Source organism: Streptomyces sp. NPDC002640, assembly GCF_053592575.1.
The window spans coordinates 116,757-134,944 of the sequence record NZ_JBSFVZ010000012.1; the positions used below are offsets into that span (position 1 = coordinate 116,757).

General features: G+C 74.6%; 14 protein-coding genes. 7 read left to right on the plus strand and 7 right to left on the minus strand.

All coding sequences use genetic code 11. The features are described from left to right. The first annotated feature begins 169 nt into the window (after positions 1–169). Positions 170–2,410 carry a glycoside hydrolase family 9 protein gene (locus tag ACWD3O_RS17985; protein ID WP_451416509.1) on the plus strand — a complete coding sequence of 747 codons (2,241 nt, stop codon included), beginning with the start codon at positions 170–172 and terminating at the stop codon, positions 2,408–2,410. 140 nt (positions 2,411–2,550) lie between these two features. Here ACWD3O_RS17985 and ACWD3O_RS17990 read toward each other — a convergent pair whose 3' ends face one another. Further along, positions 2,551–3,705 (minus strand): LLM class flavin-dependent oxidoreductase, encoded by a 1,155-nt coding sequence (locus tag ACWD3O_RS17990; protein ID WP_451416510.1) that lies wholly within the window; start codon positions 3,703–3,705, stop codon positions 2,551–2,553. A gap of 76 nt (positions 3,706–3,781) precedes the next feature. Continuing rightward, the gene (gene ssuE / locus ACWD3O_RS17995) at positions 3,782–4,348 is read right to left on the minus strand and encodes an NADPH-dependent FMN reductase (protein ID WP_451413601.1); all 567 of its coding nucleotides are present in this window, start codon (positions 4,346–4,348) and stop codon (positions 3,782–3,784) included. Positions 4,349–4,858: 510 nt separating this feature from the next. On the opposite strand from ssuE, the gene ACWD3O_RS18000 reads away from it, so the two are divergent. Both ACWD3O_RS18000 and ACWD3O_RS18005 read left to right on the plus strand, forming a co-directional pair. Further along, positions 4,859–5,950, plus strand: a complete 1,092-nt coding sequence (locus ACWD3O_RS18000) for a magnesium and cobalt transport protein CorA (protein WP_451416511.1) — start codon at positions 4,859–4,861, stop codon at positions 5,948–5,950. 52 nt (positions 5,951–6,002) lie between these two features. Continuing rightward, on the plus strand, positions 6,003–7,541 hold the full coding sequence (locus ACWD3O_RS18005) for a flavin-containing monooxygenase (RefSeq protein WP_451416512.1): 1,539 nt from the start codon (positions 6,003–6,005) through the stop codon (positions 7,539–7,541). Here the strand turns inward: ACWD3O_RS18005 and ACWD3O_RS18010 are convergent. Both ACWD3O_RS18010 and ACWD3O_RS18015 read right to left on the minus strand, forming a co-directional pair. Further along, entirely contained in the window at positions 7,507–8,319 is an 813-nt protein-coding gene (locus ACWD3O_RS18010) for an ABC transporter permease (protein WP_451416513.1), read from the minus strand. The genes ACWD3O_RS18005 and ACWD3O_RS18010 overlap by 35 nt on opposite strands. After that, entirely contained in the window at positions 8,316–9,296 is a 981-nt protein-coding gene (locus tag ACWD3O_RS18015) for an ATP-binding cassette domain-containing protein (protein WP_451416514.1), read from the minus strand. Before ACWD3O_RS18015 ends, ACWD3O_RS18010 begins: the two co-directional genes overlap by 4 nt. 112 nt (positions 9,297–9,408) lie before the next feature. Between ACWD3O_RS18015 and ACWD3O_RS18020 the strand changes: the two genes are divergently transcribed. Together ACWD3O_RS18020 and ACWD3O_RS18025 are read left to right on the plus strand one after the other, a co-directional pair. Then, on the plus strand, positions 9,409–10,716 hold the full coding sequence (locus ACWD3O_RS18020) for a sensor histidine kinase (protein WP_451416515.1): 1,308 nt from the start codon (positions 9,409–9,411) through the stop codon (positions 10,714–10,716). After that, entirely contained in the window at positions 10,713–11,375 is a 663-nt protein-coding gene (locus ACWD3O_RS18025; protein ID WP_451416516.1) for a response regulator, read from the plus strand. The genes ACWD3O_RS18020 and ACWD3O_RS18025 overlap by 4 nt, the downstream gene beginning before the upstream one ends. Positions 11,376–11,392: 17 nt before the next feature. Here the strand turns inward: ACWD3O_RS18025 and ACWD3O_RS18030 are convergent, their stop codons facing one another. Both ACWD3O_RS18030 and ACWD3O_RS18035 read right to left on the minus strand, forming a co-directional pair. Beyond that, positions 11,393–11,941: a DUF1360 domain-containing protein gene (locus ACWD3O_RS18030; protein WP_451413594.1), complete on the minus strand. Its 549-nt coding sequence runs from the start codon at positions 11,939–11,941 to the stop codon at positions 11,393–11,395. A gap of 114 nt (positions 11,942–12,055) precedes the next feature. Then, a complete protein-coding gene (locus ACWD3O_RS18035) occupies positions 12,056–12,934 on the minus strand; it encodes an SDR family oxidoreductase (protein WP_451413593.1) in 879 nt (292 codons plus the stop codon). A gap of 171 nt (positions 12,935–13,105) precedes the next feature. Here ACWD3O_RS18035 and ACWD3O_RS18040 point away from each other — a divergent pair, with 171 nt between their 5' ends. Both ACWD3O_RS18040 and ACWD3O_RS18045 read left to right on the plus strand, forming a co-directional pair. Next, positions 13,106–13,810, plus strand: a complete 705-nt coding sequence (locus ACWD3O_RS18040) for a DUF2267 domain-containing protein (protein WP_451416517.1) — start codon at positions 13,106–13,108, stop codon at positions 13,808–13,810. Between the two features lie 178 nt (positions 13,811–13,988). Beyond that, positions 13,989–15,512: an MFS transporter gene (locus ACWD3O_RS18045; protein WP_451416518.1), complete on the plus strand. Its 1,524-nt coding sequence runs from the start codon at positions 13,989–13,991 to the stop codon at positions 15,510–15,512. A gap of 130 nt (positions 15,513–15,642) precedes the next feature. Here the strand turns inward: ACWD3O_RS18045 and ACWD3O_RS18050 are convergent, their stop codons facing one another. Then, positions 15,643–18,165: an ABC transporter permease gene (locus ACWD3O_RS18050; protein ID WP_451416519.1), complete on the minus strand. Its 2,523-nt coding sequence runs from the start codon at positions 18,163–18,165 to the stop codon at positions 15,643–15,645. Positions 18,166–18,188: the final 23 nt, after the last annotated feature.

The following is an 18,188-nucleotide window of genomic DNA, read 5'->3' on the forward strand; positions in this document are numbered from 1 at the left end:
CCTGGCCCCGCATCCGTCCCGTCCATCCCATTGACGCCGGGTCAGATGTGCATGAGCATGACCGCCTACCGGGCAATGGGAGCGCTCCCACAGAGACTTGCGCCAGAGGCTTCCGCGCCCGGTCGGGCACGCCCGTGACCACCCGCACCGCGACCGAGGAGCCCCGGACGTGAAACGACGCAGAACCACCTTGCTCGGCGTGACGGCCCTGCTGGCGGCCGCCCTCGCCCTGCCCGCCGGCCCGGCGGGCGCCGACGAGGTCGAGCTCATCCAGAACGGCACCTTCGACACGTCCACCGACCCCTGGTGGAGCAGCGCGGGGGTCACCACCGCCGTGGAGGACGGCGAGTTGTGCGCCGCGATACCCGGCGGCACCGCCAACCGCTGGGACGCGATCGTCGGCCACAACGACCTCACGCTCCAGGCGGGGCAGACGTACCGGCTGTCGTTCTCCGCGACCGGCACCCCGGCGGACCACGTGGTGCGCGCGGTGGTGGGCCTGGCCGCCGAGCCGTACGACACCTACTTCGAGGTCAGCCCGCAGCTGAGCGTCTCCGGCAACGCCTACAGCTACACGTTCACCGCCCCGGCCGACACCGCGGGGGCGCAGGTGGCCTTCCAGGCCGGCGGGAGCGCCGACGCCTGGAAGATGTGCCTGGACGACGTCTCCCTGGTGGGCGGCGTGCCGCCGGAGGAGTACGAGCCGGACACCGGGCCGCGGGTCCGCGTCAACCAGGTCGCCTACCTGCCGAACGGGCCGAAGAACGCCACGCTGGTGACGGAGGCGACCGAGGCGCTGCCCTGGGAGCTGCGGAACGCCTCCGGCTCCACGGTGGCCCGCGGCCGGACCGTGCCGCGCGGCACCGACGCCTCCTCCGGTGAGAACGTCCACTCGGTGGACTTCGGCTCCTACCGCGGCGGCGGCAAGGGCTTCGTCCTGGTCGCCGACGGCGAGACGAGCCGTCCCTTCGACATCTCCGCCGAGGCCTACCGCAAGCTCCGGCTGGACGCGCTGAAGTTCTACTACACCCAGCGCAGCGGCCAGGAGATCCGCGAGGACCTGCGCCCGGGCTACGGCCGCCCGGCGGGCCACGTCGGTGTGGAGCCCAACCAGGGCGACACCGAGGTGCCCTGCCAGCCGGGGGTGTGCGACTACTCGCTGGACGTCTCCGGCGGCTGGTACGACGCCGGCGACCACGGCAAGTACGTCGTCAACGGCGGCATCTCCACCTGGGAGCTGCTGCGCACCTACGAGCGCTCCCTGTACGCCCGCACCGGCAGCCCCGGCACCCTGCGCGACGGGACCCTGGCCATCCCCGAGTCCGGCAACAAGGTTCCCGACGTCCTCGACGAGGCGCGCTGGGAGCTCGAGTTCCTGCTGCGGATGCAGGTGCCGGCCGGGCAGCCGCTGGCCGGCATGGCCCACCACAAGATCCACGACTCGGAGTGGACCGGGCTGCCGCTGATGCCGCACCTGGACCCGAAGAAGCGCGAACTGCACCCGCCGACCACCACCGCCACCCTGAACCTGGCGGCGACGGCGGCGCAGGCGGCCCGGCTCTACAAGCCCTACGACAAGGCGTTCGCCAAGAAGGCCCTGGACGCCGCCCGCACGGCGTGGCGGGCCGCGCTCGCCCACCCGGACGTCCTGCCGGACCCCGACGACGGCATCGGCGGCGGCGCGTACCCGGACACGGACGCCTCGGACGAGTTCTACTGGGCGGCCGCGCAGCTGTACCTGACCACCGGTGACGGCGAGTACGAGCGGTTCGTCCTGAAGTCCCCCGTCCACACGGCGGACATCTGGAGCCCGCTCGGCTTCGACTGGCAGCGCACCGCGGCGGCCGGCCGGCTGGACCTGGCCACCGTGCCCAACCGCCTGCCGGGTCTGCGATCCGTCCGCGCCTCGGTGGTCCAGGGGGCGGAGAAGTACCTGACCACCCTGCGCGAGCACCCGTACGGCATGCCGTACGCGCCGAAGGACAACGTCTACGACTGGGGTTCCAACGCGCAGATCCTCAACAACGCCCACGTGATCGCCACCGCGTACGACCTGACCGGTGAACGCCGTTACCGCGACGGGGCGTTGCAGAGCCTGGACTACGTCCTGGGCCGCAACGCGCTGAACATCTCGTACGTGACCGGCTACGGGGACGTCACCTCGGTCAACCAGCACAGCCGGTGGTACGCCCGCCAGCTCGACCCGAGCCTGCCCAACCCGCCGGCGGGCACGCTGTCGGGCGGTCCGAACTCGAGCATCCAGGACCCGGTCGCGCAGAACCTGCTGCGGGGCTGCACCGGCCAGTTCTGCTACGTGGACGACATCCAGTCGTGGTCGACGAACGAGCTGACCATCAACTGGAACGCGGCCCTCGCCTGGATGGCCTCCTTCGCGGCGGACCAGGGGTAGTCCGCGGCCCCGGCCACACCAGCGGTTCCCCGGCCACACCAGCGGTTCCCCGGCCCCACCGGCCGTTCCCCGGCCCCACCGGCGGCCCGGCCGGCGGCGTCCTTCCCGTGAAGGCGCCGCCGGACCGGGCCGCCCGTGCGTCAGCGGGCGGCCGTCGCGAAGGGGACCAGCACGGGGTCCGGGGCGTCCGGGGTGCGGGCCGGGTGGCTCCACAGGCCGCGGTCGGCGAGGCGGGGCAGGACGCCCTCGCCGAACCAGTAGGCCTCCTCCAGGTGCGGGTAGCCGGAGAGCACGAACTCGTCGATGCCGAGCGCGTGGTACTCCTCGATCCGGTCGGCGACCTCCTGGTGGCTGCCGACCAGCGCGGTGCCCGCCCCGCCCCGGACCAGGCCAATGCCCGCCCACAGGTTCGGGTGGATCTCCAGGCCGTCGTGGCCGCCGCCGTGCAGGGCGAGCATGCGTCGCTGACCCTCGGACTCGCTGCGGGCGAGCCCTTCCTGGACGGCGCGGACGGTCTCGGGGTCGAAGCCGTCCAGCAGCCGGCGTGCCTCCGCCCAGGCCTGGTCGGAGGTGTCGCGGGTGATGACGTGCAGCCGGATGCCGAACCGCACCCGGCGGCCCAGCGCCTCGGCGTGCGCCCGCACCCGGGCGATCTTCTCGGCGACGGCCGCGGGCGGCTCGCCCCAGGTGAGGTAGACGTCGACGTGCCGGGCGGCGACCTCGAGGGCGAGCGGCGAGGAGCCCCCGAAGTAGATCCGCGGCGCGGGGTCGGGCAGCCGGCTGAGCTCCGCCTCCTCCACCCGCAGGTGCCGGCCGGTCCGGGTGACCCGCTCGCCGGCCCACAGGCCGCGGACGATGTGCAGGAACTCGTCGGTGCGCTCGTACCGCTGGTTCTTCTCCAGGAAGTCGCCGTAGGAGCGCTGCTCGCGGCGCTCGCCGCCGGTCACCACGTTCACCAGCAGCCGTCCGCCGGTGAGGCGCTGGTAGGTGGAGGCCATCTGCGCGGCGAGGGTGGGCGAGACGGAGTCGGGGCGGAAGGCGACCAGGAACTTCAGCCGCTCGGTGCGCTGGCTCACCATGGCGGTGGTCAGCCAGGCGTCCTCGCACCAGGTGCCGGTGGGGGTGAGCGCGCCGGCGAAGCCCACGTCCTCGGCCGCGCGGGCGATCTGGGTGAGGTAGCCGACGGTGGGCGGCCGGTCTCCGCCCGCGGCGCCGGGGCGGACGCCGTGGCCACCGCCGACGACGTGGCGGCTGTCGCCGCTGGTGGGCAGGAACCAGTGGAAGGTGAGGGTCACCGGAGGGTCGCCTTTCGGGGAGGGGTCGCGGGGTCGGGGTGGGGGTCGGAACCGGGGTGGGGGCGGGGGCGGGGGCTCATGCGGCGACGGCGCGGACCACGGCCCGGCGGGCCCGGTCGGCGAGGGCGGCGGAGAACTGGTCCACGACGCCCTCCAGCGCCGTGGCGGCGGGCTGGGCGACGGTCACCGTGCCGTCCTCGGCGACGGTGATGTCCTTGTCGAGGGTGAACCAGCCCTGGACGATGTGGCCGGCGCCCATGGAGCTCAGCACCGGGCGAAGCGCGTAGTCGATGGCCAGGACATGGGCGGTGGACCCGCCGGTGGCCAGCGGCAGCACCGTCTTGCCGGCCAGCGCGTACTGCGGGAGCAGGTCCAGCAGGGACTTCAGCAGGCCCGAGTAGGCGGCCTTGTACACGGGCGTGCCGATCACCACGCCGTCCGCCTCCGCCACCAGGGCGGTGGCCGAGGCGATCGCCGGATCGCCGAAGTCGGCGCCGAGCAGCGCCTCGGCGGGCAGGGTGCGGACGTCCAGGGGGACCACACGGTGCCCCTGAGCGGCGAGCCGGGCGTCCAGGTGGCGCAGCAGGCGGGCGGTGCGGGAGGTGGGGGACGGACTGCCGGAGAGGGAGAGGACGGTTGCCATGGGAGGTCACTCCTGGGAAGGCGGCGGTGGTCCTGCGGACCGGAGAACACGAGGAGGCGGCTGCGCGGGCACGCCGACGCGACGCCCCGGCGAGGGGCGGGTCGGGTCGGGCGGGTCACGGCGAACGGCGCAGGCCGGCGGGACCGCGCGGGCAGGCCGGAGCGGCGACGAGCGAGGGTGCGGGGCGCTGGGTGCTGGGTGCGACGAGCCGGCCCCGCGGACGGCGGGGCAGGGGGCCGCGGTCGCTCAACGGCTCAGGGGCTGCTCACCGGTACGACCGGGAGGAGGGAGGGACCGGAGGGAACTCCGGGTCAGGCCACGCGACAGAGCGCCGCGGCGACACGGACCAGGTCGACGCAGCGGCGGCAGGTGAGGATCTGGCGCGGCATGCTCCGATGCAAGCACGCGGCCCGAAGGGGCGTCAACGCCGTGCCGCGATACGAGACGCCACCGGGCGGGCACAATGGGCGGCGCTGAAGGCCGAGTCGGGCGAAGGAGCGTGGCACCCACATGTCGATGGTCGGCAACCTGCGGAAGGTGGCGCGGCTGGCCCGGCGCGGCCGCCGCGTCGATCTCAACCACCCGGCGCGCTCCCCCCTCGGTTCGACGGTGGTGAACTGCGTCGTCTACCGGGCCGGTGTCCGGCAGGACGGTCCGCGGAGCGTGGACGAGGCGGTCCGTCTCGCCCGCCGGTACCGTGACGGCTTCGTCTGGCTGGGGCTGCACGAGCCGACCGCCGAGCAGTTCGCCGACGTGGCCGAGCTGTTCGGGCTGCATCCGCTGGCGGTGGAGGACGCGATCCACGCCCACCAGCGGCCCAAGGTCGAGAGCTACGGCGACGTGCTGTTCTCCGTCCTCAAGACGGTCACCTTCGTGGAGCACGACGAACTGACCGCGACCAGCGAGGTGGTCGACACCGGCGAGATCATGGTCTTCACCGGTCCCCGCTTCGTGGTGACGGTCCGCCACGGCAGCCACGGCTCGCTCGGCCCGCTGCGCGAGGAACTCGAGTCCCGTCCCGCCCAGTTGGCGTACGGGCCGTCGGCGGTGCTGCACGCGGTGGCGGACCACGTCGTCGACGAGTACCTCTCGGTGGCCGCGGCCGTGCAGGACGACATCGAGGCGGTCGAGACCCAGGTCTTCTCCCCCGACAACCGCACCGCCGATCCCGGGCGCATCTACCAACTGAAGCGTGAGCTGCTGGAGTTCAAGCGGGCGGCCGTGCCGCTGGCCCTGCCGCTGGCACGGCTGGCGACCGACCCGGCGGCCCCGGTCGGCGAGGAGATGAGGGCGTACTTCCGCGACGTGGCGGACCACCTGGCCCGGGTCACCGAGCAGATCACCTCCTTCGACGCCCTGCTGGACTCCGTGCTCCAGGCGCATCTGGCGCAGGTGACGGTGGCGCAGAACGAGGACATGCGGAAGATCACCGCCTGGGCGGCGATCATCGCCGTGCCCACCATGGTGTGCGGCGTGTACGGCATGAACTTCGAGCACATGCCGGAGCTGGGGTGGCGGTACGGGTACGCCTGGGCGATCGGTGTGATCGTGGTGGCCTGCTTCTTCATCCACCGCGGATTCAAGCGCAACGGCTGGTTGTAGCGGTGCGGATGGCGCATGATCGGAGCACCCCCGACCGGAGCGGAGTGACGCGGTGAGCCCCAGCGAGACGCCTGTCGAGCAGCTGGACGTCCTGGTCGTCGGAGCCGGCATCTCCGGGATCGGCGCCGGCCGTTACCTCAGGACGGAGCACCCGGACAGGACGTTCGCGATCCTCGAGGCGCGCGGCGCCACGGGCGGCACCTGGGACCTCTTCCGCTATCCGGGCGTCCGCTCCGACTCCGACCTGCACACCTTCGGCTACGAGTTCAAGCCGTGGCGGGACCGGCAGGCCATCGCGGACGCGCCGCGGATCCTGGCGTACCTGCGCGAGACGGTGACCGAGAACGGCCTCGACGCCCACATCCGCCACCACCACCGGGTGGTCTCCCTGGCCTGGTCGAGCGAGGAGTGCCGCTGGCTGGCCGAGGTGGAGCGCACCGACACCGGTGAGCGCCTGCGGCTGGGGGCCCGCTGGGTGTTCTGCGCCGGCGGCTACTACCGCTACGACGCGGGCTACACGCCGCACTTCGAGGGCCGTGAGGACTTCGCGGGCACGGTCGTCCATCCGCAGCACTGGCCGGAGGACCTGGACCACACCGGCCTGCGGGTGGTGGTGATCGGCAGCGGGGCCACGGCGGTGACCCTGGTCCCCGCCCTCGCGGAGACGGCCGCGCACGTCACCATGCTCCAGCGCACGCCCACGTACGTGATGCCGGTGCCCCGGGAGGACCGGATCGCCGCCGTGCTGCGCAGGTGGTTCGGCGAGGAACGCGGGTACGCCCTCACCCGGCGCAAGAACATCCTCCAGCAGCGTGCCGTCTGGTCGTTCGCCCAGCGGTTCCCGAAGGCGGCGCGCGGGCTGATCCGCAAGGTCAACACCAGGCTGCTGCCCGCGGGTTACCCGGTGGACGAGCACTTCCGTCCGCCGTACGACCCGTGGGACCAGCGGCTGTGCGCGGTGCCGGACGGCGACCTGTTCACGGCGATCCGCCGGGGCACGGCCGAGGTGGTCACCGACCGGATCGTCCGCTTCACCGGGCGCGGGCTCCTGCTGGAGTCGGGCCGGGAGCTGGAGGCGGACCTGGTGGTCACGGCCACCGGGCTGAACGTGCAGGCGGTCGGCGGGATCGCCATCACGGTGGACGGCACGCCCGTGAGGCTGTCGGGGACCGTGGCCTACAAGGGCATGATGCTCTCCGGGGTGCCGAACTTCGTGCTCGCCATCGGGTACACCAACTCCTCCTGGACGCTGAAGATCGGTCTGCTCTGCGAGCACTTCTGCCGTCTCCTGTCGCACCTGGACGCCCACGGGTACGACGCGGCCTGCCCGGAACCGAGCGACCCGGACATGCCCACGCGGCCCTTCCTGGACTTCGCCGCCGGCTACATCCGCCGGGCGGTGGACGACCTCCCCCGGCAGGGCGACCGGATGCCGTGGCTGACGTCGATGAGCTACCACTCCGACGTGAAGCTGCTGCGCTCCGACGACGTGACCGATCCGGAGCTGCGGCTCTTCCGCGCCTCCGGCCCGGGCGGGCCGGCGGGCGGCGACGAGGTCACACGTCCCGTCGCCGGACCGCGAGGACGGTGACCACGGCGGCGGCCGCGGCCCACCCCGCGAGGACGGTCCAGGCGCCGGCCCCGGTCCAGGGGAACGGCGTGGGCGGCGCGTCGGGGGCGGTGAGCCGGAGCCAGGCGGGGAAGGGCAGCGCGTGCCGGGCGACGGCCGTCCAGTGCCGGTCCTCGGTGAGCAGCAGCGGCAGCACCAGGACGACGGTCACCGAGGCGAGCACGGTGGCCGCGGTGCGCCGCAGCACGGCGGCCAGGGCGAGCCCGGTGAGCGCGCACACCGGGGCCAGCAGCGCGGAGGCCACGAGGACCCTGGCCGCGCCGGGATGTCCCCAGGCGACGCCCACCCCGCGGCCGTCGAGGATCGCCTGCGTGGCGACGAAGGAGACCGCGGTCACCAGCACGCCCCAGACGGCCGCGGCGGCGGCGACCACCACGGCCTTGGCGGCGGTCACCTCGCCGCGGGCCGGGACGGCGGTGAAGGTGGTGCGGGCGGCGCCGGTGGCGAACTCACCGAGGAGCGGGAGCGCTCCGAGGACGCAGAGGGCCACCATGGTCACCACGGCGGCGTTGACGGTGTATGCCTCCTGCAGCGGGATGCCGGCCGCGACGAAGGCGGTCCGGTCGGCGGGGGTCCGCTCCTCCCAGTGCGCGTAGGTGTCGTAGGCGGTGCCCGCGTTGAGGGCGATCACCGTCAGGGCCGCGGCGCCGTAGGAGATCCAGGTGGACCGCGGGGACCGGAGCTTGATCCACTCCGCGGCGATCAGGTCGCGGAGGCGCGGGCGGGGTTCGGTGGTCATCGGATGTCTCCCTCGGCACTCCGGGCGGCGTCGGCGGTCAGGCGCAGGAACGCCTCCTCCAAGGACGGGCGTTCGGTGTGGAGCCCGGACAGCGGTATGCCGTGCCGCCGGGCGATCTCGCCCACCCGGCCGGCGTCCAGACCGGTGACGACGAGCCGTTCGCCCTCCGTACGGACGTCGGCCTCCCGGCGGACCTCACCCTCCGCGCGGACGTCGCCCTCCCTGCGGACCTCGCCCTCCCTGCGGACGTCGGCCTCCTCGGCGGCGAGCAGGGCGCTCAGCGCGTCGGCGGCGGAGGTCCGGACGGTGACGCGTCCGGTGGCGCCGCGCGCCGAGAAGTCCGCGAGGCTCTCGGCGGCGACGAGCCTGCCTCCGACGACGACCACCAGGTCGTCGGCGGTGTGCTCCATCTCGGACATCAGGTGGCTGGAGACCAGGACGGTGCGGCCCTCCGCGGCGAGGCGCCGCAGCAGGCCGCGGATCCACCGGACGCCCTCCGGGTCCAGGCCGTTGAGCGGCTCGTCGAGGACCAGGACGGGCGGGTCCCCCAGCAGGGCGGCGGCGATGCCCAGGCGTTGCCGCATGCCGAGCGAGAACCCGCCGATCCTGCGGCGCGCGGCGCTGCCGAGTCCGGCCTCCTCCAGCACCTCCCCGACCCGGCCGGGCGGGATGCGGTGGGCGCGGGCGAGGGCTGCCAGGTGGGCCCGGGCGGTGAGCCCGCCCTGTACCTCCTGCGCGTCGAGGAGGGCGCCGACCCGGCGGAGCCCGCGGCGGTGCGCCGGGAAGGGGCGCCCGTCGACGGTGGCCGCGCCGGCGGTGGGGCGGTGGAGGCCGAGCAGGACCCGCAGGGTGGTGCTCTTGCCCGCCCCGTTCGGCCCCAGGAAGCCGGTCACCCGTCCCGGGCGGACGGTGAAGGTCAGGTCGTCGACGGCGGTGACGCCGCCGTAGCGCTTGGTCAGGTGCGTGACGTCGATCATGGCGTCCACGGTGCCGTCCGGCGGGGGTCGGCAAGGGGCCGCCTCCCTGTCGACCCCGGTCGTACAGCCGTGAGTCGACGCCCGGGGCGGAGGAGCGTGCCACCATCGGGGGATGCCTGTCCCGTCGACTCCCCCGCCGCTGCGGCGCCTTCCCCCGGGCGTGTGGCCCGCGCTGGTGTGGTGCGCGGCCGCACTGCATCCGGTGGTGGTGTACGTCCTGGCGCCCACCGGGCCCGGTTACTCCACCAGTTACCCGCGGGACGGACTGGCCGGTCTCCTCCCCCGGGCGCTGCTGGTCGTGGCCCTCCTCCTGGTCCTCGCGGCCGCCGCGGTCTCCCGGCGCCGGCCGGTGGCGGCCTACGCCCTGGTCCTCGCCGGGACGGTGGTGCTGGCGGCCGCCTGGGGGCAGGACGAGATCCCGCCGCCGCAGTTCCTCGGGGTCGACGTGGCGCTGGCCCAGGTCGCGGCTGTCCGTCCGCGGCGCGAGGCCCTGTACGCGGCCGGGTCGGCGCTCGGCGTGCTCGGCGGGTACCTCGCGGTGCGGGCGTCCACCGGCGGGGAGACCGGCACGGCCGACGAGCCGTTCGTGGCGCTGACGGTGGCCGTCGCCTGGCTGGCCGGCCGCCTGGTGCACCAGGCACGGGCGCACGACGCGGAGCTGCGCCGGAGGGCCGCGGCCGAAGCCGTGACCGCCGAACGGCTGCGCATCGCGCGGGAGATGCACGACACTGTGGCCCACAGCCTCGGCATCATCGCGCTCCAGGCGGGAGCCGCGGCCCGGGTGCTGGAGACCCGGCCGGAACTGGCCAGGGAGGCGATGGTGGCGGTGGAACAGGCGGGCCGCGAGACGCTGGGCGGCCTGCGCCGCATCCTCGGAGCGCTGCGCGCCGCCGACCCGTCCCCGCGGGACGCGGCGGCGTCCGCCCTCCCCGGCGAGGCCGTCGGTGGCTTCGCGGGTCTGGCGGACGAGCTGGAACGCCTCGCCGCGCGGACCACCGCGGCGGGGGTCCGGGTGGAGGTCGACCTGCGGGGCACGCTGCGGGGGCTGCCGCCGGAGGTGTGCCTGGCCGCGTTCCGGATCGCGCAGGAGGCGGTGACCAACGTGGTCCGCCACTCGGGCGCGGACCGCTGCCGGATACGGGTCGACCAGGGCGAGCAGGAGGTCACCGTGGAGGTGGACGACCCAGGGCACGCCGGGACGCCCCGGCCCGGGACGCCCCGGCCTGGAACGGCCCGGCCCGGGATTTCCCGGAACGGGAGCGGCTTCGGTCTGGCCGGCATGCGCGAGCGGGCCGCCCTGCTGGGCGGAGCCCTCGAGGCGGGCCCCCTTCCCGGCGCCGGTTTCCGGGTGACCGCGCGGCTGCCCCTGCCCGCCGGGCCCGGCGGACGTCCCCTCCGTGAGAAGGCGGAATCCCGATGACCGTGCGTCTGCTGCTCGTCGACGACCAGCCGCTGATCCGCACCGCCCTGCGCATGGTGGCAGCCGAGACCGCGGACCTGGAGGTGGTGGGTGAGGCGGGCGACGGGGCCGAGGCGGTCCGGCTGGCCGCCGAACTCGCCCCGGACGTCGTGGTGATGGACCTGCGGATGCCCGGGACGGACGGCATCGAGGCCACCCGCCGGATCACCGGGGCCGGCACGGCGCGGGTCCTGGTGCTGACCACCTTCGACGACGACGCGTCGGTCTACGGGGCGCTGCGGGCGGGGGCGTCCGGCTTCCTGGTGAAGGACATGGCGCTGGACGACATCCTCGCCGCGGTCCGGGTCGTCGCGGCCGGCGACGCGCTGCTCGCCCCGGCGGTCACCGGGCGGCTGATCAGGGAGTTCGCCGCGCGCCCCACCGGCCCGGCGCGCGCGCCGTCCGCGCTGCCGGACCGGGTCACCGAACGGGAGACCGAGGTGCTGACCCTGGTGGGCCGGGGCCTGACCAACACGGAGATCGCCGAGCGGCTGCACATCACGGTGGCCACCGCCAAGACGTACCTGACCCGGCTGCTGGCCAAGCTGGACGCCCGCGACCGGGTGCAGCTGGTGATCATCGCCTACGAGGCCGGGCTGGTCGCGCCGTCGGAGGAGTGAACGGCGCGACCGGGGGCTCAGTCCTCCCCGGTGGCCTTGCGGACCAGGGCCGCGTAGCCGAGCTGGAGGGCGTCGGCCCCGGCGAGGGCGGTCAGGCCGCCCATCGCGGTGCGGGTCGCGCGGGGCGCCAGCAGCAGCCCTGCGGTCAGCGTGGAGGCGACCCAGACGCTGGTGCAGAACGGGCAGGTCATCAGCTCACCCACGGTCTCCCGGCCGCCCTCCTCCCGGGCCTCCTCGTGCAGTTCCGCGGGGCCCTCCGGGCCGACGTACCGGGTGAACGGCGCGCGCAGCGGGCTGGTCACCGAGGCCTTGCTCAGCAGCCGGCTGAGCCGGAAGGTGGACACCGCGGTGAGCGCGACGTCCCAGGGGTCGGGGCGCTCGGGCAGCGGGCGGCCCCGGCGCCGGACGGCGACGGCCCAGGTCGCGGTGTACGCGCCGAAGGCCGTCATCGCGGCGAGGTAGCCGCCCAGCGGCCGTTCTCCGCCGTCCGCGTACGCGCCGTGGGTGCGGTGGAGTGCCGCCCTGAGGCGTCCCGCGAGGCCGCCGCCGTCCGGATGGTGTGCCATGTGCTCTGTCCGTTCCCGCCGTGGTCGGTTGCTGCCGCCGGTCCGTCCGGCGGCGCCCCTCTGTCCGTTCCGGTGCCCGCCGGTGCCGCCGGCACGCCTGTGCAGGCGGGCGTGTCACGGCAGGGGGGTGCCCCCGGTGGCGTTGACGATCTCGCCGGTGATGAACGAGGCCTCCTGGGACGCCAGGAAGACGTAGGCGGGGGCCATCTCGGCCGGCTGGGCGGGACGTCCGAGCGGCGACTGCTTGCCGAACTCGCTGGTGTCCGGCATGGTCGCCGGGATCAGCGGGGTCCACACCGGCCCGGGCGCGACCGCGTTGACCCGCACGCCCCGCTCGGCCAGCATCTGCGCCATGCCCTGGGTGAAGGCCACGATGCCGGCCTTGGTCATGGCGTAGTCGAGCAGGTGCGGGCTCGGCTGGTATCCCTGCACGGAGGTGGTGTTGACGATCGACCCGCCCTCGGGGATGTGCGGCAGGGCGAACTTGGAGAGCCAGAACATGCCGTACAGGTTGGTGCGCATCACCCGGTCGAACTGCTCGGTGGAGATCGCCTCGATGCCGTCGGGCTGGGACATCTGGTAGGCGGCGTTGTTGACCAGGACGTCGATCCGGCCGAACTCCTCCACCGCCCGGTCGATGAGCGAGCGGCAGTTGGCCTCCTCGCGGATGTCGCAGGTGACGGCGACCGCGCGGCGGCCGGACTCCTCCACCAGGCGGGCGGTCTCCCGGGCGTCCTCGCCCTCCTCCTCGAGGTAGGTGAAGAGCACGTCGGCGCCCTCGCGGGCGAAGGCCAGCGCGACGGCGCGGCCGATGCCCGAGTCGCCGCCGGTGATGACCGCCTTGCGGCCCTCCAGCTTCCCCGAGCCGCGGTAGGACTTCTCGCCGTGGTCGGGCGGCGGGTCCATGGGCGCGGTCCGGCCGGGATGGGGCTGGTCCTGGGAGGAGAACTCGGGAGTGGGGTGCTTCTCGCCCGGGTGCTGGGGCTCGTTCACGTCGCTGACGCTCCTCTGCGCGGTCTGACCGGTGCGGACCCAGCCCGAGGTACCCGCCCCGGCACCCCCTACACCGGTCCTTCCGCCGCCGCCCGTCCGCGCATCCCCCGACGGGCGGCTGGGTACTCGGCCGCCGAACCGCGCCCCACCGGACCCGCAGCGGGAGACGACATGATCACCCACCGACGCCTGGTCGAGGACGCCGCCGCGCGCACCCGCCTGCCCTCCGAACGGGCGGCCCGTGCGATCAAGGTGACGCTGGCGGTCCTCACGCTCCATCTCGACCCTGAGGCCCGGCAGCGGCTGCGCCGGGCCGTGCCGGGGCCGGACCGTGACGCCGTCCACGCCACCGTGCCGCGTTCCGGCGGCACGGTCACCGACTTCTACGGCGAGGTCGCGGCCCATCTGCAGGCCCCGCCGGAGCAGGGCCGCCATGTGGCGCGCTCGGTGCTGTCCCTGATCGCCCGCGACGACCCGGATCTCGGGCGGCACCTCGTGGCGGGGCTGCCCTCCGGGTTCGACGAGGCGTTCACCGCTCCGGAGGCCCACCCGGAGCGGCTGCCGGGCGAGGACACGCCGCTGACCGAACGGGAGCTGAGCGCCGCGCTGCGCCGGCGCCCGCAGTGGAGCGGCGACGGCCACCGGCTGACCCGCACCGTCGGGCTGCCCCGGGACCGGGTACCGCCGCTGCTCCACCAGGTGGAGGACGACGCCAGGGAGCTGCACCGCCACGTGGCCCACGCCCTGTCGGACGACGGGATCACCTTCACCGTGCGCACCCGTTCGGTGGACGCCGTGACGACCACGGACCTGGAACTGGCCGACCGCATCGACGCCGCGGTCGCCGCGGTGGGCTCGAGCGGCCGCCCCGGGTGACCGCCGTCCTGCCCACCCGTGACGCCCCCGCGGCGGAAAACCTGCGCCGTGTGCCGGTGACCCGTGCGCGCCGGGGCAGGTTGTCCCGGTGGGGGCGGTCCGCGTCCGGGCGCCGGGGAGCGCCGGCGGGCCGCCGCCCCTGCCGCCGCGGCGGCCGCCCTGGTGAGAGGAGCTCTTCGTGACATCGTCGACGTCGGCGTCCGGCGGACGGTCCCCGGCCGGGAAGGGGGCCGCCGTCGGCGAGCGGGACCCCAACCGGTGGCGCGCCCTGTGGGTGACCCTGGTCGCCGGCTTCATGAGCCTGCTCGACGTGACGATCGTGGCGGTCGCCCTGCCCACCATCCAGAGCGACCTGGGCGCCAATCCGGCCGAGGTGCAGTGGGTGGTCTCCGGCTACGCGCTCACCTTCGCCCTCGCGCTGGTGACGGCGGGGCGGCTCGGTGACGCGCTCAACCGGCGGCGGATCTTCCTGCTGGCGCTCAGCGCGTTCGTGGTCTGCAGCGCCCTCGCCGGGGCCGCCCCCGGCATCACCTGGCTGGTGGTGGCGCGGCTGGCGCAGGGCCTGGCGGCGGGCTGCATGGCCCCGCAGAACTCGGCACTGATCCAGCAGATGTTCCGCGGGCCCGAACGCGCCCGCGCCTTCGGTTTCTTCGGCGCCACCGTCGGCATCTCCAGCGCGGTCGGCCCGATCGTCGGCGGCCTGATCCTGGCCCTGGCCTCGGGGGGCGAGGGCTGGCGCTGGATCTTCTACGTCAACGTCCCCATCGGCGTCCTGGCCGTGCTGCTCGGCCGTCGGCTGCTCCCCCGCACCCGGCCGACCGGCAAGGGGCAGGTCGACGTTCCGGGCGTGCTGCTCCTTGGCGTGGGCGTGCTCGCGGTGATGCTGCCGCTGGTGCAGGCCGAGGCCGGAGGACTGAACCGGCTGTGGTGGCTGTTCCTGGTCGGCGCCGCGCTGATCGGCGTCTTCGTCCTCTGGCAGCGCCGTGTCCTTAGGGCCGGCGGGCAGCCGCTGCTGGACCTGCGGCTGTTCACGCAGACCCGTGGCTACGCGGTCGGCGCGGGCGTCGGCACGCTCTACTTCGTGGGCTTCAGCGGCGTCTGGCTGGTGTTCGCCCTCTTCTTCCAGCACGGTCTGGGCTACTCGCCGCTCGAGTCGGGCCTCGCCGTGACCCCGTTCGCGGTCGGTTCGGCGGGCGCCGCGGTGATCGCGGGCCGGCTGGTGGAGCGGCTGGGCCGGCTGCTGACGGTGTGCGGGCTGGCCGCGGTGATCGTCGGCATGAGCGCCACCGCACTGCTGCTGCGCTTCGCCCCGGAGGGCGCCGCGACCTGGCTGGCCGCGCCCGCCCTGTTCGTGGCGGGCATGGGCAGCGGCTCGGTGATCTCGCCGAACATCACCATGACCCTGCGCGACGTCCCGGTCCGCATGGCCGGAGCGGCGGGCGGGGCGCTGCAGACCGGTCAGCGTCTGGGCGCGGCGGTGGGCACGGCCGCGTTGCCGGGCCTGTTCTACCTGGTGCTCGCCCGGGACGACGACAACTTCCGCGACGCCCTGGCCATCGCCCTGGGGGCCGCGCTGATCGGTATGACGGCGGCGCTGGGCCTGGCGGTGGCCGACTGGCGCCGGGACCGGCGGGGCGGCCGGGAGGACGCCGACGGGTCCTCGGAGGCCGCCGGCTCGCGGGTCCGCTCGGGCCGCGCATGACCGCCGCGGGCCACGCACACCCGGAACGGGCCGAGCGCGGCGGCGCGGCGGCGCGGCATGACCGGAGCGGCGGCCGAGCGAGGCGGCGCGGGCCGACCCGGAGGGGACGGCCCGCGCCGCCGTGCCGGACCTACTCGCTGTGGATGGCGGCCAGCGTGTTGAGCCGCGCGGCCCTCCGGGCCGGCCAGAACGCGGCCAGCAGGCCGATCAGCGCGGAGAGCAGCAGGAAGACGCCGATCCGCCCCCACGGCAGCACCAGTTCGTAGGTGCCCATGCTCGCGCCGATCAGCTCACCGGCCGCCCAGCCGAAGAACACGCCGAGGCCGATGCCGAGCACGCCGCCGAAGAGGGAGATGACCAGCGACTCCAGGCGCACCGTGCGCGCCACTCCGGCCCGGTGCAGGCCCACCGCCCGGAGCAGTCCGATCTCGCGGGTCCGTTCGAAGACCGACATGGCCAGGGTGTTGACCACGCCGAGCACCGCCACGACCACCGCCATGGCGAGCAGGCCGTAGAGCATGTTGAGCACCAGGGTGAACGCCTGCCCGAGCTCGTCGGAGACGTCCTGCTTGTCCTGCACGCGCAGCGCCGGGTTGTCGCCGAGCACCTTCCGCAACCGCTCCTTGGCCTCCGGGGAGGTGCCGTCCGCCGTCTTCACCATCACCTGGAAGTCGGAGACCTCCTTCTGGTGCGGCTCGAGGGTGCGGACGTCGGCGAAGACGCCGCGGAACATCTGGTTGGCGCGGTAGACGCCGGAGACCGTCAGCTCCTGCCGGGCGCCGTCCTGGTGGCGTGCCGTGAAGGTGTCACCGGGCCGCCAGCCGTGGTGGCCGGCGAGCGCCTCGTCGACCACCACCCGGTCGCCTCCGACCCGGAACTCGCCCGCGGCGAGGGGCAGTTCGGTCAGGTCTCCGATGGTGGTGCCGTCGACGCCGGTCAGGTACTCGGTGCTGTCCTCGACCTGCGCCGGCACGATGCGCAGCGGGCTGGTGGCTACCACGCCGTCCGCCTCGGCGAGACGGCGTGCCACGTCGGTGGAGAGGGTGCTGCCGTTGGCCATGGACACGATGTAGTCGGCCTCGACCGCGGAGGAGGCCATCTTGTCGATGGAGGTCTGCAGGCTGCTCGCCGCCACGGTCATGCCGGTGATCAGCGCGAGGCCGATCGTCAGGGCGGAGGCGGTGGCGGCGGTGCGCCGGGGGTTGCGGACGGCGTTGCGCCGGGCCAGCCGGCCGGACACTCCGAACAGGCGCAGCGCCGGTGCGGCGAGCAGCACGAAGGGCCGTGAGAGCAGCGGCGTGAGCACGAACACGCCGACGATCAGCAGCACCGCTCCGAGCCCCATCGGGGCCTGCGCGGCGGAGCCGTCCAGCGTGGTGGCGTGCAGGACGACCGCGGTCCCGGCAACGGCGAGCAGCGATCCGAGGGTGTTGCGGACCACCAGCGACTTCACGGTGGCGGCGGCGTGGGTGCCGTTCATGGCGGCGACCGGCGGCACCGTGGCGGCCCGGCGGGCGGGAAGCCAGGCGGCGCCCATGGTGACCAGGACGCCCACCGCCACCGCGGCCGCCACGGTGGCGGGCGCGACGACCAGCGGCCCGTCGGGGAAGCCCGCGCCGAGGCTGCCCACCAGGGCCCGCAGGCCGGCGCCGATGCCGATGCCGGCGGCGAGCCCGGCGGCGGAGGCGACGACGCCGATGACGGCGGCCTCGGCCAGCACGGACCGGGTGATCTGCCCGCGGGACGCGCCGACCGCGCGCAGCAGGGCGAGTTCGCGGGTGCGCTGGGAGACCAGCATGCCGAAGGTGTTGGAGATGATGAAGGTGCCGACGAAGAGGGCGATGCCCGCGAAGACCAGCAGACCGTGCTTCAGCTCCTCCATCTGGGAGGCGATCTGCTCGGCCTGGTCGGCGGCGAGCTTCTCGCCGGTGACGGTGGTGAACCCGTCGGGCAGGTCGGCGGCGAGGGCGCCGCGCAGGGCGTCGGGGGTGGTTCCGGCGGAGGCCGCGACGTGGATCTCGTCGTAGCGGCCGGTCTTGTGGAAGAGCTTCTGCGCGGTGGCGGTGTCGAAGAGGGCGAGGGTGCCGCCGGCGGTGACGTTGCCGTCGTCGGTGGTGACCAGGCCGGTCAGGGTGGGGGTGAGGACGGGGCCGTCCACGGAGAGGCGGACGGTGTCGCCGATCCGGTAGCCGGCCCGCTGTGCCGTGCGCTCGTCCAGCACGACCTCGTCGGGGCCGTCGGGGGCGCGTCCGCCGGTCAGCGGGTGGCGCGGGTCGTCGGCGTCCCAGAGGTTGCCGCCCTGGGACCGGAAACCGTCGCCGACGGTCGCGCCGTCGCGGCCGGCGACGGCGGTGAAGCCGGTGACGACGCCGACGGCCCGCTCGGCGCCGGGGGCGGCCTCGGCGGTGCGGCGTACCTTCTCGGTGAGTTCGGGGGTCTCGCGGAGACGGTCGTCGCCCTCGGCGGGCTCGGGCCGGACGGCGACGTCGACGCCGTCGAAGCCCTGCATGGCGCCGGCCCGTTGGGCGTCGGAGACGGAGTCGGTGAAGACGAGGGTGCCGGAGACGAAGGCCACGCCGAGCATCACGGCGAGGGTGGTCATCAGCAGTCGTGCCTTGTGCGCGAACACGGTGCGCAGGGCGGTGCGGAGCATGGGGGTGATCGGTCCTGGGGGTG

Coding starts and splice junctions, on each gene's coding strand:
- ssuE (WP_451413601.1), bottom strand. CDS start 4,348: ATGGCAACCGTCCTCTCCCTCTCCGGCAGTCCGTCCCCCACCTCCCGC.
- ACWD3O_RS18000 (WP_451416511.1), top strand. CDS start 4,859: ATGTCGATGGTCGGCAACCTGCGGAAGGTGGCGCGGCTGGCCCGGCGC.
- ACWD3O_RS18010 (WP_451416513.1), bottom strand. CDS start 8,319: ATGACCACCGAACCCCGCCCGCGCCTCCGCGACCTGATCGCCGCGGAG.
- ACWD3O_RS18015 (WP_451416514.1), bottom strand. CDS start 9,296: ATGATCGACGTCACGCACCTGACCAAGCGCTACGGCGGCGTCACCGCC.
- ACWD3O_RS18020 (WP_451416515.1), top strand. CDS start 9,409: ATGCCTGTCCCGTCGACTCCCCCGCCGCTGCGGCGCCTTCCCCCGGGC.
- ACWD3O_RS18025 (WP_451416516.1), top strand. CDS start 10,713: ATGACCGTGCGTCTGCTGCTCGTCGACGACCAGCCGCTGATCCGCACC.
- ACWD3O_RS18030 (WP_451413594.1), bottom strand. CDS start 11,941: ATGGCACACCATCCGGACGGCGGCGGCCTCGCGGGACGCCTCAGGGCG.
- ACWD3O_RS18040 (WP_451416517.1), top strand. CDS start 13,106: ATGATCACCCACCGACGCCTGGTCGAGGACGCCGCCGCGCGCACCCGC.
- ACWD3O_RS18050 (WP_451416519.1), bottom strand. CDS start 18,165: ATGCTCCGCACCGCCCTGCGCACCGTGTTCGCGCACAAGGCACGACTG.